General features: G+C 70.2%; 14 protein-coding genes. 12 read left to right on the forward strand and 2 right to left on the reverse strand.

The genetic code is table 11. The features are described from left to right. Positions 1-405: 405 nt before the first annotated feature. The gene (locus AB0I19_RS26165) at positions 406-1,416 is read right to left on the reverse strand and encodes a hypothetical protein (protein WP_357152043.1); all 1,011 of its coding nucleotides are present in this window, start codon (positions 1,414-1,416) and stop codon (positions 406-408) included. Between the two features lie 10 nt (positions 1,417-1,426). Continuing rightward, positions 1,427-2,656: an ATP-binding protein gene (locus AB0I19_RS26170; protein WP_357152045.1), complete on the reverse strand. Its 1,230-nt coding sequence runs from the start codon at positions 2,654-2,656 to the stop codon at positions 1,427-1,429. Between the two features lie 661 nt (positions 2,657-3,317). On the opposite strand from AB0I19_RS26170, the gene AB0I19_RS26175 reads away from it, so the two are divergent. The 12 genes from AB0I19_RS26175 to AB0I19_RS26230 all read left to right on the forward strand — a co-directional run bounded on the left by AB0I19_RS26175 (position 3,318) and on the right by AB0I19_RS26230 (position 14,603). Next, positions 3,318-3,887 (forward strand): C40 family peptidase, encoded by a 570-nt coding sequence (locus tag AB0I19_RS26175; protein ID WP_067497378.1) that lies wholly within the window; start codon positions 3,318-3,320, stop codon positions 3,885-3,887. A gap of 219 nt (positions 3,888-4,106) precedes the next feature. Next, the gene (locus tag AB0I19_RS26180) at positions 4,107-5,132 is read left to right on the forward strand and encodes an NlpC/P60 family protein (RefSeq protein WP_357152049.1); all 1,026 of its coding nucleotides are present in this window, start codon (positions 4,107-4,109) and stop codon (positions 5,130-5,132) included. Positions 5,133-5,136: 4 nt separating this feature from the next. Further along, positions 5,137-6,126, forward strand: a complete 990-nt coding sequence (locus AB0I19_RS26185; RefSeq protein WP_357152051.1) for a hypothetical protein — start codon at positions 5,137-5,139, stop codon at positions 6,124-6,126. 63 nt (positions 6,127-6,189) lie between these two features. After that, the gene (locus tag AB0I19_RS26190; protein WP_357152054.1) at positions 6,190-7,317 is read left to right on the forward strand and encodes a glycosyltransferase family 4 protein; all 1,128 of its coding nucleotides are present in this window, start codon (positions 6,190-6,192) and stop codon (positions 7,315-7,317) included. Between the two features lie 43 nt (positions 7,318-7,360). Continuing rightward, positions 7,361-7,750: a polyketide cyclase / dehydrase and lipid transport gene (locus AB0I19_RS26195; protein ID WP_067642979.1), complete on the forward strand. Its 390-nt coding sequence runs from the start codon at positions 7,361-7,363 to the stop codon at positions 7,748-7,750. A gap of 12 nt (positions 7,751-7,762) precedes the next feature. Further along, positions 7,763-8,203, forward strand: a complete 441-nt coding sequence (locus tag AB0I19_RS26200; protein ID WP_357152057.1) for an SRPBCC family protein — start codon at positions 7,763-7,765, stop codon at positions 8,201-8,203. A gap of 26 nt (positions 8,204-8,229) precedes the next feature. Next, positions 8,230-9,474, forward strand: a complete 1,245-nt coding sequence (locus tag AB0I19_RS26205; protein WP_357152205.1) for an ArsA family ATPase — start codon at positions 8,230-8,232, stop codon at positions 9,472-9,474. Further along, positions 9,471-10,217, forward strand: a complete 747-nt coding sequence (locus tag AB0I19_RS26210) for a hypothetical protein (RefSeq protein WP_357152060.1) — start codon at positions 9,471-9,473, stop codon at positions 10,215-10,217. The genes AB0I19_RS26205 and AB0I19_RS26210 overlap by 4 nt, the downstream gene beginning before the upstream one ends. Continuing rightward, on the forward strand, positions 10,214-11,203 hold the full coding sequence (locus AB0I19_RS26215; RefSeq protein WP_067495953.1) for an ROK family protein: 990 nt from the start codon (positions 10,214-10,216) through the stop codon (positions 11,201-11,203). Before AB0I19_RS26210 ends, AB0I19_RS26215 begins: the two co-directional genes overlap by 4 nt. A gap of 117 nt (positions 11,204-11,320) precedes the next feature. Further along, on the forward strand, positions 11,321-12,049 hold the full coding sequence (locus AB0I19_RS26220) for a lysophospholipid acyltransferase family protein (RefSeq protein ID WP_067495956.1): 729 nt from the start codon (positions 11,321-11,323) through the stop codon (positions 12,047-12,049). 81 nt (positions 12,050-12,130) lie between these two features. Then, on the forward strand, positions 12,131-12,904 hold the full coding sequence (locus AB0I19_RS26225; protein ID WP_357152063.1) for a sporulation protein: 774 nt from the start codon (positions 12,131-12,133) through the stop codon (positions 12,902-12,904). Between the two features lie 295 nt (positions 12,905-13,199). After that, positions 13,200-14,603 (forward strand): AarF/ABC1/UbiB kinase family protein, encoded by a 1,404-nt coding sequence (locus AB0I19_RS26230; RefSeq protein WP_357152065.1) that lies wholly within the window; start codon positions 13,200-13,202, stop codon positions 14,601-14,603. Positions 14,604-14,683 lie beyond the last annotated feature (80 nt).

Below are 14,683 nucleotides of genomic sequence, written 5' to 3' on the forward strand. Positions count from 1 at the left end.
TGACCGTCCCACCGGTGCATCAGCGTCTCGTGGGCGCGGCGACGCCGCCAGACCGACGATCAGGCGCCGTTGCTTGCTCCTTCGTCGCCTACGCACCGGCACCTGATCGTCGGGACGGCCGCCGACCGCCGCTGCGCGGCGATCCCTCCTCGAGGTCGGGATGTGCGGGGTCGGGAAGGTGGTCATGGGCATGACCCGGGTGGATCTGGTCGAGGGCGCGCGAGGTGTGGTCGCCGCCGTCGAGGACAACGATGTGGCGATTCGGGAGGGGGCGGTAGGTCACGCACGCTGCGTCGAGTGTGCCCGGCGAAGGGTTGACACTGTGGGTGCGGCATGTTGTTCGGCTGCCTTCGGGCGCGCGACTCGGTGCTCGTCGGGAGGTTCACCCGGTGAAGGGTGGCGGGTTCAGCGGGGCATGTGCTGTGGCCAGGCGGGGAGGGGTGGGGTGGGGCGGGCCGTCAAGTAGCGGCTCCACTCGGGGAAGGTGGGCAGCGGCTGCGGCTTGTAGTAGGTGAGCGGTGGGCGCAGGGTTGTGGTGGGGCGGGTCGAGGCGTCGTCGGTGTCGACCCCCGACACAGCGCGGGCCAGTCCGACGACGAACAAGAAGACGAGTACGGCGATCACGCCTGAGCTCGATCGTCTGGCACCGCCGGCGCTCGGACCTCCGAGGTACTCGCGGCGCACCGCCGGGTCTCGCAACGACCCGGAAGGATCGGGTACCTGCCGCAGCAGTTCCCGCGCCGCGGGCCCGTGGGCCGGTTCGAGTTCGGCGGCCCGCAACAGCCACCGCTCGGCATCCGCCCGCCTGCCCGACCGCGCGGCGTCCGCGCCGAGCAGATACATGGCCTCGGCATTGTCGGGTAGCAGCCGCAACGCCTGCTCGAGTGCCGCACGGAACGCCGCGGCGCGCTGGGCGTCGGCCTCGGCGCCGTGCCACAGCACGCGGGCACGCGTGATGTAGAGCAGGGGTTCCTGCGGGTCGAGTTCGATGCCGACGTCGACGGCGGCCAGCGCCGCCTCGCGGTCCCGGGGCGCCAGTACGACCGCGAGTACCCGGTGACACTCGGCCGACCAGGGGTTCAGGTCCACGCAGGTGTACGCCGCGCGCACCGCCTCGTCCTGATGGACGAGCGCCGCGATCCGATCGGTATCGGTCAGCCGGTCGAACAATCCGTGTTCACTGAGCGCGAGCAGGATCCACGCGAACAGGTGCTCGGGGTCGTGGCGCAGCGCCGTGCGTGCCGCCGCGCTCGCGGTGGCGAAATCCGCGGACCTCAGCCACGTGTGCGCGACGTGTGCGTGGGCATCGGCGTTGTCGGGTTCGACGGCCAGGAGGGCGGCCAGCTCGGCGCGGGCCGCCTCGAGTCGGTCCAACTCGACCAGTACGACCGCCCGGTCGAGTCGCGGTTCGCTCATCGGTGTCGGTTCAGCGCTTGATGCGCTTCAGGTACCGGGCGAGATCGTCATAGCTCCCGTCGCCGTTGGCGAATTCGACCACATTGCGGGCGGATTCGAACCAGGCACCGGTACTCGGCCGCACCTGGGCGAGCGCGGCCCGCACATCGGGCATGCCGACGGGACGCACCTCACCCGTGCGCATCGAGTCCGCCATCGCCAGCTGGGTGGCCGAGGTGCAGATGTGGGCGAGGTCGGCGCCGGACAGGCCCTCGGTGTGCGCGGCGAGGGCAGTGAGGTCGATGCCGGCGATCGGGCGGTCGCGCAAGTGGTAGTGCAGGATCGACCGGCGCGCGGTCGCGTCCGGCAGGCCGACGAAGATCATCCGATCGAACCGGCCCGGCCTGCGCAGCGCCACATCCACATCCCACGGGTGGTTCGTCGCGCCGAGCACGAACACGCCCTCATTGCTGTGCGTCGCCGAATCCATCTCGGTGAGCAACTGGTTCACCACCGTGCGCATCGCCGAGGAGCCGTGCATCTGGCTGCGCTTGTGTCCGAGCGCGTCCACCTCGTCGAGGAACAGCACGCACGGGGCGTTACGGCGGGCCATCTCGAAGATGCTGTGCACATTGCGCTCGCTCGACCCGGTGTAGATGTCGAGGATGTCGGCGATCTCGATCGGGTAGAAGTTGGCGCCGAGTTCCCCCGCCACCGCCGAGGCGATGAAGGTCTTGCCGCAGCCGGGCGGGCCGTAGAGCAGCAGGCCGCCGCGGGCGGAGGTGCCGAACGCCTTGGCGAGCTCGGGGTTGCGCAGCGGACCGAGCAGGGTGAGGTCGAGTTGTCGCTTCACCTCGTCCATGCCACCCACATCGGCCAAGCCGAAGCGAGGGCGTTCGAGAGTGGCCGCGTCGTCGTCGGTGACGAACTCGGTGGGAGCATCGACGAAGGCGGGGGCGATGATGTCGCCGACCTGACTCTCGGCGGCCGCCCAGTCGTAGCCGGTCGGCACGGCAGCGGGCGGGGCGGCGGGCGCCGGTTCCGGCGATCCACCACTCAACGCAGTACTGCACCGTGTCATCAACGCCAGGACCTGCGCGTTTCCGGGCTCGTTCCCGAGTGCGACACCACAGTGAGCAAGCGCGTCGGCATACCGTTGCCGCTCGATCAGCAGCTCGATGACGCACACGCGCAGCGCGAGCACCCCCGGACTGCGGTCGAGCATCGTCAGCATGTCGGTGAGTACCTGGTCGTCGGCCACCTCTCCCCCTTCGAACCGCGAACATTCGACCGTACCGTAACCGCCCCAACGGGTTTCGCTGAATCGGCCGAAGATCGGTCCCACCCACCGGGACCAGGTCCGCGAGCCCGGTGCCCGACCCGATGCCGATCATTCGCCGCGAATATTTCGCACCGATGCGAACAAAATGACCGCGAGCAAACCCAATTGAGACCGGCATCACAGATATCGCAGTTATGCATTACTACCGCCGAAACGATCGGATAAGTGACGTTTCCAGATTCCGACCGCGACGGCGGGCGGCGCGCCCGGCATGTCGACTGGACGTCAACGGGCGGGTCGCCTTGGCGCCAGGCTCGCCCAACCTGGGACTTCACTGAGAATTCACGGCGTGTCGCACAGACACACCGACCCGACGCCGCGCCGGGGGACAGTCGGCCCGCTCGAGAATTTCGACCTGGCGTTATCGTTTCGTGATTCGGTGTGACTCACGTCGCACGTTCGTTCCGGTCGAATCGACGAATTCCCTTCCAGGACGCATGTCCGACTTTACAAACCACCGTGATTGGTTCGTAACCTTTTCGAGACCTCACGGAGTCCGCCAGGCCGCAACGGCTCGGCGCGAGGAGTCCGCCCCGTCATACGGACGGGACGTCGTGGGGCAGATTGGAAGTACCGCATCATGGCGACCAACACCGTCAAGCGTCAGGCGCAGCGTGCCGTTGCCGCCGGAGCCGTCGGCGCTGCCACCATCGGCGCGTTCCTCCTGCCGGCCGCTCCCGCGTCGGCGACGCCCGTCACCGTGCCCGGCATCGGCACCTTCGAGGTGCCCAACGAGATCCCGATCCCGGCGGGCATCCCCGGCATCGAGGCCCCGGCCGCGCCGCACGTGTTCACCGCGCCCACCGCCACCGCCGCCGACATCGCCCTCGATGCCGCGCTGAGCAAGGTCGGCTCCCCCTACGTCTACGGTGCCGCGGGCCCGGACGCCTTCGACTGCTCGGGTCTGGTCCAGTGGGCCTACCGCCAGGCGGGCGTCGAGCTGCCCCGCACCAGCGGCGCCCAGCTCGGCGCGGGCACCCCGGTCGCGCTCGGCGACCTGCGCCCCGGCGACCTGGTGTCGTTCTACGGCGGCGGTCACTCGGGCCTCTACGCCGGTGACGGCAATGTCGTCCACGCCGCCACCTCGGGTTCGCCGGTGCACGTCGCGTCGCTCGACTCGATGCCGTTCGCGGGTGCGCGCCGCTTCTGATCCAGCCGGCACGGTGCGTCGTTCTCGGGGAAGGGCGCACCGTGACCCTTTCGTGCCCCACTGGACACGAACCCTCGCCGTTCCGTAATCTGATCGAGACCTTCGTGGCGGACGGGGAAGTCCGGGTTCAGGTAAGGCGCTTGCATCGTCGGATATCGAGAGAACGGGGCACGGGGCACTGTGAGATCACAACACCGGAGATTTCACGCAGCGCGTGGATTGGCCGGAGCCCTGTCCGCGACCGTCCTGGTATGCACCGCCGCCGTAGCCGGCCCCTCCGCGGCCGACCCGGTCGCCCTCCCCACCACCGCCGGTGACGCGATCGCCCGCATGGTCGACCTGTCCCGGCAGGCCGAAGCGGTCAACCAGGAATCCCTCACCGCGCAAACCGAACTCGACGCGAAACTGGCCGTCCAGCGCGATGTCGACGCGAAGCTCGCCGCCGCGACGGCCGTCGCCGACGCCGCCCGTGCCGAGGTGCGCAAGTTCCAGCCGATGATCGATCGCGCCGCCGTGGCCGCCTACACCGGCGCGCGCACCGACCGCATGTTCGCCGTGCTGTCGAGCAACTCCCCCCAGCAACTGCTGGACAAGATGTCGACCCTCGACGTGCTGTCCCAGCAGACCGCCGACTCGGTCCGCGAATTCAAGAAGGCCGCCGACGCGGCGACCGCCGCCGAGACCACCGCCCGCACCGCCGCCGATGCCGCCCGCGCAGCGACCGCCGCCGCCGAGGCCGTGCGCGCCGATGTCGACCGCAAACGTGCCGATCTCGCGGCCGCGACCACACAGGTCGTCGAGGCGTGGGGTGCGCTGTCGGCCCGCGACAAGTCGACGCTCGCCGGCTCCCCCTTCCCGCCCGGCTTCGATCGCGACAGCCTGCTCGCGGGCCTCGTTCCCGGCAGTGGAACGAGCGCGCTGGCCGCCGCCCTCACCCGGGTCGGCGACCCGTACGTGTGGGGCGCCACCGGCCCCGACCAGTTCGACTGCTCCGGTCTCGTGCAGTGGGCCTTCAAGCAGGTCGGCAAGAACGTCCCGCGCACCAGTTCCGCGCAGGCCGGCTACGGCACGCCCGTCGCCAAGGAAGATCTGCAGCCCGGTGACGTGGTGCTGTTCTATCCGGAGATCTCGCACGTCGGGATCTACGCGGGCAACGGAATGATGGTGCACGCCTCCACCTTCGGTGTGCCGGTCGCCGTCGCACCCATCGGCACCACCCCCTATCACTCGGCCCGGCGATACTGAAGCCGTGAACGTGCGCACCTGGCTGTCGGCGCGTGGCCGACTCGAATTCTGTCTCACGCTCGCCTCGGTCACCCTGCTCACCGGGGCGTGCGTCGCCCTGATCCTGGTGCCGCGCAACGCCGGACCGCTGCAGCTGGCTACCGATCAGGCCGAGGTGCTCGGCACGACCGTCGGTATCGACGATCCGCGCCTGGCCCCGGTGCGCCGCGAGGTGCAGCCGTTCGGCCCGATCCTGGTGCGTCAGGTCGAGGCCGGTGGCGCCGACACCGCGCTGGTGGTCGCCCATCCGGGACACGAAGCCGATCTCGAGGTGCTCGAGGCCCAGCTCGCGCCCGCGATCGCCGACGTCGGCGCCGTGTGGGGCACCGAGTGGAACCGGGCACCGGTCATCGTGGTCGCGAGCAACAGCGCCGAGTTCACCGCGTTGACCCGCCGGGCGGGGGCGTCGACCACCGCCGACGTGGCCGCGGTGTCGTTGACCGGCTCCTACGTGCCCGGTACCGAACCGACCGAGCAGCGCATCGTGTTCAACCCCGATGCCCGTCGCCGCGTCGGTGACGAAGGCATGGCCACCCTGTTGCGCCACGAACTCACCCACGTCGCCACCCGCGCGGTCACCGTCGACGGTGCGCCGCAGTGGATGCTCGAGGGGTTCGCCGAGTACGTCGCCCAGCGCGCGAGCGGTCAGACCTTCTCGCAGATCGCTCCGACACTCACCACCCGATTACGGGCGGGCACGCTGCCTGCCGACCTGGTCACCGACGCCGAGTTCACCGGAACCGACGCCGCCCTCGCCTACGAATCGGCGTGGAGCGCGTGCGCCTACATCGCCGAGCAGCACGGCCTCGGCGCGCTCACCCAGCTGTACCGGCAGCTCGCGCAGGGCCCGCAGTCGACCGCCGCACAGGACGCGGCGTTCACCACCGTGCTCGGCGCCTCCCGATCCCAGCTGCTCGACGGCTGGCGCTCCTGGCTGCGCGCCAACGCTGTCTGACCACCGGCCACCTCGCCCGACCGCCGCCCCTCGCCGAGGCACCGACACATTAGGTTGTTCACTATGGCCCGAACTCTCCTGGTTACCAACGATTTCCCACCTCGGCCGGGTGGTATCCAGTCCTATCTGCAGGCACTGACCCAGCAGCTGCCGCCCGAGGATCTCGTCGTCTACGCCCCCCGCTGGCGCGGTGACAGTCACGAGAAGTTCGACGCCACCCAAAAGTTCCGCGTGGTCCGCCACCCGACCACACTCATGCTTCCCACGCCGGCCGTGATCAAACGAGCAAGTGCACTGCTGCGCGAAAACGATTGCGACACAGTCTGGTTCGGTGCCGCCGCGCCACTGGCCGCGATGGCGCCCGCACTGCGGCGAGCGGGCGCCGAACGCATCCTGGCCAGCACCCACGGGCACGAGGTCGGCTGGTCGATGCTGCCCGGTTCGCGACAGGTACTGCGCACGATCGGCGAGAACACCGATGTGGTCACCTACGTCAGCAAGTACACCCGAGGCCGGTTCGCCTCGGCCTTCGGCCCGCGCGCGGCGCTGGAACATCTGCCCCCTGGCGTCGATCCGTCCGAATTCCGCCCCGACCCGGGCGCCCGCGCCGAGCTGCGCGCCCGCTACGGCCTCGGCGACCGACCGACCGTCCTGTGTCTGTCGCGGCTGGTGCCACGCAAGGGCCAGGACATGCTCATCGTCGCGATGAACGAGATCAGGGAACGGGTCGACGGCGCAGTGCTGGTCATCGCGGGCGGCGGACCGTACGAGACCCGGTTGCGCGGCCTGGCCGAGGCCCTCGACCTCGGTGACAGCGTGGTGTTCACCGGCCGCGTCCCCTCCGGTGAGCTCGCCGCCCACCACACCATCGCCGATGTGTTCGCCATGCCGTGCCGCACCCGTGGCGCCGGGCTGGACGTGGAGGGACTCGGCATCGTGTTCCTCGAGGCATCCGCGACCGGGGTGCCGGTGGTGGCAGGCGATTCCGGCGGGGCGCCGGAGACGGTGCGCGAGGGCGAGACCGGCCTGGTGGTGCACGGTCGTTCGCTGCCGCAGATCAGCGATGCCATCGTCGAGCTGCTCACCGACCGCGACAACGCCGCGCGCATGGGTGCCGCGGGCCGCGAATGGGTGCAGCGGAACTGGCATTGGGATCGCCAGGGAGCCCGGCTGCGGCAACTGCTCGGATGACACCCCGGACTGTCGCAGTGGCGCGTCCATTACTCTCAGCGAGGTGAGCAGTATCCAGGTCGCCGATCAGACCTTTCTCGCCGCGCCGCCCGCCGCGATCGCCGAGGTGCTCGGCGCCCCGAACAATTGGCGTCGCTGGTGGCCCGACCTGCACCTCGACGTGCGGGAGGACCGGGGCGACAAGGGCATCCGCTGGACGGTCGCGGGCCCGCTGACCGGCACCATGGAGGTGTGGCTCGAGGCCGTCGCCGACGGTGCGATCCTGCACTACTTCCTGCACGCCGAGCCCACCGCGAGCAAGCCGCTCACGCCGCGGGCACTGGCCGCCGCCAACCGTGCGCGGCGGGTCGCGGGCAAGGACATGTCGTTCGAACTGAAGGCACGGCTGGAAGCGGGCCGCCCCGCGGGCGTCGCACCCGCCTCGGCGCTGTAACGAAAGGAATCCATGGCCCCCGACCGGACCAAGAGATCGATCGTCATCGAGGCGCCGTCGCAGCAGGTGATGGCCGTTATCGCCGATCTGGAGTCCTACCCGGAATGGGTGGCCGCGGCGAAATCGGTCGAGGTGCTCGGCACCGATGCGGCGGGCCGCGCCTCGACCGCGCGTTTCGTGCTCGACGCGGGCGTCGTCAAAGACGCCTACACCCTCAGCTACACCTGGCGAGCCGACGGCAAGGCGGTGAGCTGGCACCTGCTCGAGGGGGACCTGCAGAAAGCCCAGGACGGCAGCTACGAACTGCTCGACCGTCCCGACGGCAGCACCGAGGTGACCTACGAGCTCACGGTCGACTTGAACATCCCGATGATCGGCATGTTCAAGCGCAAGGCCGAGAAGGTGATCACCGATACGGCGCTGAACGAACTGAAGAAGCGGGTCGAGGGCTGAGCGCCCCGGGCATCACCCGCGTCGAACTGTTCGTCGGCAAGGGCGGGGTCGGGAAGACAACACTGGCCTGCGCGACGGGCATGTCCTACGCGCGCGCCGGCGAGCGGGTGCTCATCGCCTCGCTCGACCAGGCGCATTCCCTCGGCGACGCGCTGGGTTTCCGTTTCCCGCACGATCCGGGCACGGTGGCCGGGGTCGCCCGGGTGGCGCCGGGTCTCGAGGTGATCGAGATCGATTCCCTCGCCCTGCTCGAGGACCGGTTCCGCGATGTGGTGCGGATGCTGGACAAGGGCAGCGGCCATGATCACGGCATCGACCTGGCCGCACTCGATCCCGCCGAGCTCACCGGGCTGCCCGGGGTGCAGGAACTGCTCATGCTGGTGGAGATCGGGCAGTTCGCCGAGGAGAACGACTGGGACGTCATCGTGGTCGACTGTCCGCCCTCGGCCGACATGCTGCGGATCGTCACCGCCCCCGACACCCTGCTCAACTATCTGGAACGGCTCTGGCCCAAGCATGCTCGCACGATGAGCGCGATCGGCACCGACCTGCGCAAAGCGGTACTCGCCGCGGCCGTGGAGCGGGTGGTGAACGCGGTGACCCAGGTGCGTGACCTGCTCGCCGACCGCGCCCGCACCAGTGCCCGCCTGGTCACCGGACCGGAGCAGGTCGCGGTGGCCGAGGCGCGGCGGGTGCGGTCGGCCGCGGCACTGCTCGGCTTGCGGTTGGACGCGGTGGTGGTGAACAAGGTGCTCGCCCCCGTCCCGCCGCCCGGTGAGAACGCGCACCCGGCGGTGCACTGGTATCTGAATCGGCGCGCCGAACAGCTCGAGGTGGTCGCGCGGTTGCACGAGCAGCTCACCGATGTCCCGATCGTCGTCGCCAAGCACGCCGGCGCCGAACCGGTGGGGCTGAGCGCGCTGTCCGCGTTCTCCTATTCGGTCGACACGCTGCCCCGCCCGTCGCTCGGGGCTGCGGAATCAGGGGAACCGATGGTTCGATGGGAGTCGGGCTCCGGCGTCGACTCCGTGTACGCGATGCGGATGCGGCTGCCGGTGGTCGATCCCGGCACCTTGCGGCTGGGCCGAGTGGAGGACGATCTGATCGTGGGAGCTGACGGGGTGCGCACCAGGGTGCGCCTCGCGCCGGTGCTTCGCCGCTGCACGGTGGCGGGCGCCGAGCTCGACGACGGTCATCTCGTTGTCCGGTTCCGGCCCGATCCGCAGGTGTGGCCCGCCGATCCGAACTACACGAAGGCCAGGCGCACATGAGCAGTGACAGGCAGTCCGACCGCCACCACGACGGTTTCGCCGAGTTCGCCGAGGAACTGCGCCTGCTCGCCGAGGTGCTGCTCGCGCGCGTCGAACCGGTGCTGCGCCGCACCGCCGCCGACGGCGCGGCCGACCTCGGCGGCTGCGCCTGGTGCCCGGTGTGCGCGGCCGCGGCCCTGGTCCGCGGCGACCACCACGACGTCGTCGCCGCCCTCGCCGAACACGGCACCTCGATGGTGACGGTCCTGCGCGAAGCCCTCGCCGGCGTCCCCGTCGAGCCGGTGCTGCCCCCGGAATGGGCCGATCACGCCGCGGGCCACCCCGGGCACGCGCGCGCGAATGCCACGGGGGCGCAGCGATACCAGCCGGCCGACGAAGCGTCCGGGGCGCAGCCGACGAGCGGTGCCGGTGCCACGCACGGCGATCAGCGGAACCCGCACGCGCCGAGCGGCACGCGTGGTGATCGACCCGCCTCGCCGCGGTCGGACGGGTCCGCTACGCCCAAGGATTCCTCTCGGGCCACCGGTCTCGGTGAACAGCCGACCCCCCGCCCACGCCGGGTCGACGAATTCAGCGCACGCACCCCGCACATCACCCCGGAACCGGCGGACGAAACCACGGCGGGCGCAGGACAGTTCACCGTGGGCTCCGGCACACGTCCGGCCCACGGCGAGGAGCCGCCTGCGGGCGCCCGCGCGCCGCGCTCGCGTTATGTCGATATTCCGGTCACGATCCGGGGATGAGCCAGGCGAGTACCCACCCACTGACCGTCGGAGTCGACGTGGGCGGCACGAATATCCGCGCCTCCGTCGTCGACGCCGACGGTGAGGTGCTCGACACCGTGCAGGCGCCGACACCGCATTCGGCCCGCGCGCTCGAGGCCGCCATCGACCGATCCGTGCGCGAACTGGCCCGCAGGCATCCCATCGCGGCGGTCGGGCTCGCGGTGGCCGGGTTCATCTCCGCCGACCGCACCACCGTCCGGTTCGCCCCGCACCTGCCCTGGCAGGACGCGCCGGTGGCTCAGCGGCTCACCACCCGCCTGGAACTGCCGGTGATCCTCGAGCACGACGCCAACGCGGCGGGCTGGGCCGAGTACCGCTTCGGCGCGGCGGCAGGCGGGCACACCGTCGTCCTCGTAGCGATCGGCACCGGCATCGGCGCGGCCCTGCTCATCGACGGCCGGCTCTACCGTGGCAGCCACGGCGTCGCACCCGAACTCGGCCACCTGCAGGTGGTCCCGGACGGCCGCGCCTGCGCGTGCGGCAAGCGTGGCTGCTGGGAGCGCTATTGCAGCGGGACCGCGCTGGCCGACACCGCGATCGAAATGCTCGCCACCGACCCCGTGCGTTCGGTGCTCGCGCGCGATGTGATCCGTGATCCCGGTTCGCTCACCGGCCGACGGGTGGCCGGTGCCGCCCAGGACGGTGACCCGCTCGCGGTACGGGTGATGTCGGACTTCGCGCGCTGGCTCGGCCTCGGGCTCGCCTTCGTCAGCGACATCTTCGACCCCGACCTCGTGGTGATCGCCGGCGGGGTGAGCAGTTCGGCGCCGCTGTTCCTCGACGAGGCCCGCGAGCACTACGCGAGTGCCGTCACGGGCTCGGGTCATCGCCCCCTCGTCCGGTTGCGCACGACCCAGCTCGGCGAGGCGGCGGGCATGATCGGAGCCGCCGAATTGGCCCGGGCGGCGATTGGAACGCCGCTGGCGGGTACTACCGGGAGATGAGGGTCACACCCATGCCCGTCGGCTACCGTCCTGGTTGGTTGTGACCTGCGACCAGCGGTAAAGTCGTTTTCCGACGAGGCTGCACACGACCATCCCGGTCCCCGGGGAAAGGACGCCATGTTCTACTGGCTGCTCAAGTTCGTACTCGTGGGACCGTTCATGCACCTGTACAACCGACCCGTTGTGGAAGGTGTGGAGAACATCCCGACCGACGGGCCGGCCATCATGGCGGGTAACCACCTCTCCTTCGCCGACTGGTTGTTCGCGCCGCTGCTGAGCCCGCGCCGCATCAACTACCTGGCCAAGGCGGAGTACTTCACCACCCCCGGCTTCAAGGGCCGTCTGCAGAAGTTCTTCTTCTCGGGCACCGGCCAGTACCCGATCGACCGCAGCGGCGCCACCGCCGCCGAGGACGCGCTCAACGCGGCCAAGAAGCTGCTCGACGAGGGCCGCCTGGTCGGCCTGTACCCGGAGGGCACCCGCTCCCCCGACGGTCGCCTCTACAAGGGCAAGACCGGCATGGCCCGCCTCGCGCTCGAGACCGGTGTCCCGGTCATCCCGGTCGCGGTGATCGGCACCGACAAGGTGTCCCCGCCCGGACCGTTCAAGTGGCGCCGCCACCGGGTCACGCTGAAGTTCGGTGCGCCGCTGGACTTCTCGCGGTACGAGGGCATGAGCGGCAACCGTTTCGTCGAGCGCGCCGTCACCGACGAGGTGATGTACGAGCTGATGCGCCTGACCGGTCAGGAATACGTCGACGTGTATGCCCACAGCCTCAAGAAGGGTGTGAAGCCCACCGATCACCAGATCGAGGCCACCCGCATCCCCGACCGCGCCGCCAGCTGACGCCGATCCTCCTGTGCCGCAGGCCGGCTCGGCACCGCGCCTGAAAAGCATCTCGTAAGGGCCGTCGGCCAGACTGGTCACATGTTCAAGCAAATGCTGGCCGCAGCCGGCGTCGGCGGCGCCGAGGTCGACACCGAATTGTTCACTCCCGGTGTGCAACCGGGCGGTCTCGTCGAGGGTGTCATCCGGTTGCGCGGTGGGCGTGTCGATCAGGCGGTCGGGCAGGTGGCCGTCGAGTTCATCACCCGCGTCGAGCGCGAATACTCCGACGGTGAGGAGCGCGTCGCCGATCAGGCGTTCGGCCGCGTCGCCGTCACCGGGCCGTTCACTCTCGGCGCCGGCCGGATCGCCGAATTCCGTTTCGCCGCACCTGTTCCGCTGGAAACCCCGATCACCTTCTTCGACGGTCACCACCTGCCCGGCGCGGCGGTTGCCCTGCGCACCGTGGTCGATCTGCACGGTGCGGTCGATTCCACCGATACCGATCCGATCGGCATCGGCGCGCTGCCCGCTCAGCACGTGGTGCTCGACGCGGTGCGGCGCATGGGTTTTCCGCTGCTGCGCACGGACGTGGAGGCGGGCCGGGTCAACCGCACACCGCAGCGGCTGCCGTTCTATCAGGAACTCGAATTCGGCCGCTCCCCGCATTTCCCCCGGGTGAACCAGCTCGAGGTCACCTTCATCGCTGCCGAACAGGGCATGGCGGTGGTCCTGGAAGCCGATATCCAAGGCGGCCTGCTCCGTGGAACCCGCGATGGGATCGGTATGTTCTGGGTCGATTACGCCCAGCTGGCACACCAGGATTGGACCCGGGAGATCCACCAGAGCCTGCACCGGCTCGGCGCCCTCGGCTGAGCCGCCTCGCAAGTTCGGCTCAGTTCCGCCTGCGGTCCGGTTCGGCTGAGCCCGGCCCCGCCGCTCGATTCGGCAGCGCCCGGCCCGCCGCTCGATTTGGCTGAGCCCGGCTCGCCGCTCAGGTTCGGCAGCGTCCAGCCTGCAGCGTGATCGGCTGAGCCCGCGGGAACCTGGCAGCGGAGCACGCAGGCGTATCTGCTCGGGCAGTCGCCTGCTCGACAGGTCCTGATGTGCGGACGCCACCACGACCGGTTGGTAACGTGTGCCGCACACGCGGGCCGAGGATGTGGGTCGCGTGGCCGTCGACGGGGAGGGCGAGGTGGACATGGCCGCAGATGAATTCGACGCGGGTCGTGTCGTGCGTTTTCCCCGCCGCAAGCCCGACGGGGCGCCGCCCACCGGCCGGGTTGCCCGGGGCACCAGGCTGGCAGCGGTGCCCGTCGCCTATATGGGCAGACGCGTAGCGGGAATCGGCCGACGGGCGGCCGGACGCGATGCGGCCACTGTGGAGCGCGAGATCCGCCACCGCACCGCCGAACACCTCTTCCAGGTGCTCGGCGAACTCAAAGGCTGCGTCGCCAAACTCGGCCAGTTGCTCGGCCTGCTCGAACTCGGGCTCGCCCCCGATCTCGCCGAACCGTACAGCCGAGCCCTTGCGCGCCTGCACGATTCGGCCCCGGCCATGCTGCCCGCCGCCGTCCACGCCGAACTCGCCACCCATCTGGGCCCCCGCTGGCGTTCGCTGTTCCTCGAGTTCGACGACCGCGCCGCGGCGGCCGCATCGGTGGGTCAGGTGCACCGGGCCCGCTGGCACGACGGCACACCGGTGGCGGTGAAAGTCATGTACCCCGGTGCGCGGCAAGCGGTGCTGGCAGATCTGAGTGTCCTGCGCCGCGCAACTCCGCTGTTCACCGCCTTGCTGCCGGGCGCGGAGACCCGGCCGGTGGTCGAGGCTCTGTGCGAGGAGATCGGCGCCGAACTCGACTACGCCCGCGAAGCCGCCAACCTCGAGCACTTCCGCACCGCCCTGCGCCACGACCCGGACGTGGTGGTCGGCCGGGTGATCGCGCAGCGCGGTGACGTGCTGGTCACCGAGTGGCTCGACGGAATCCCGCTGTCGCGCTTGATCGCGCGTGCCGAACCGGCCGAACTCGACCGGCTGGGCGTGCTCATCCTGCGCTTCCTGTTCTCCGCGCCCGCGCGCGCCTCCCTCATCTACGGCGACCCGCACCCCGGCAACTTCCTGCGCATGCCCGACGGGCGGCTCGGGGTGGTCGACTTCGGTGCGTGCACGCCCTGGACGCCCGCATTCCTCACCGTCGCCGGTGACGTGGGCGCCGCCGTCGTCGCCGAATCCGTGGCCGACCTCGAAGCCGCGCTGCGCCGCCACGGTTATGTCGCCCCCGGCGGCGACCTCGACATCGCCACCGTCGCCGAGCGTCTCCGTCCTGTTCGCGAAGCACTCATGTCCCCGACCTACCCGCTGTCGGCGGACTGGTTGCGCGAGCAGGTCCGCCTGGCCACCGACCTGAGCCTGTCGAACATCCTGCGCCAGCTCACCATGCCCCCCGCCGACACACCCTTACTGCGTTCGTTCCTCGGCGGGGTCGCCATCCTGTGCCAACTCCAGACGGCGGTCCCGCTCCGTGCGGAGTGCACCCGCTGGTACCCCGAAACCGCTGCCGCCGTGGGTCTTTGATCGCTGAACAGGTCCTTTCGCCCAGGTGGACGTGAGTCTTTCCGTCCGGCAGCGTTCACCGGCTGTTGCCGTACACACGA

Source organism: Nocardia sp. NPDC050413 (assembly GCF_040655475.1).
Classification (GTDB): domain Bacteria; phylum Actinomycetota; class Actinomycetes; order Mycobacteriales; family Mycobacteriaceae; genus Nocardia; species Nocardia coubleae.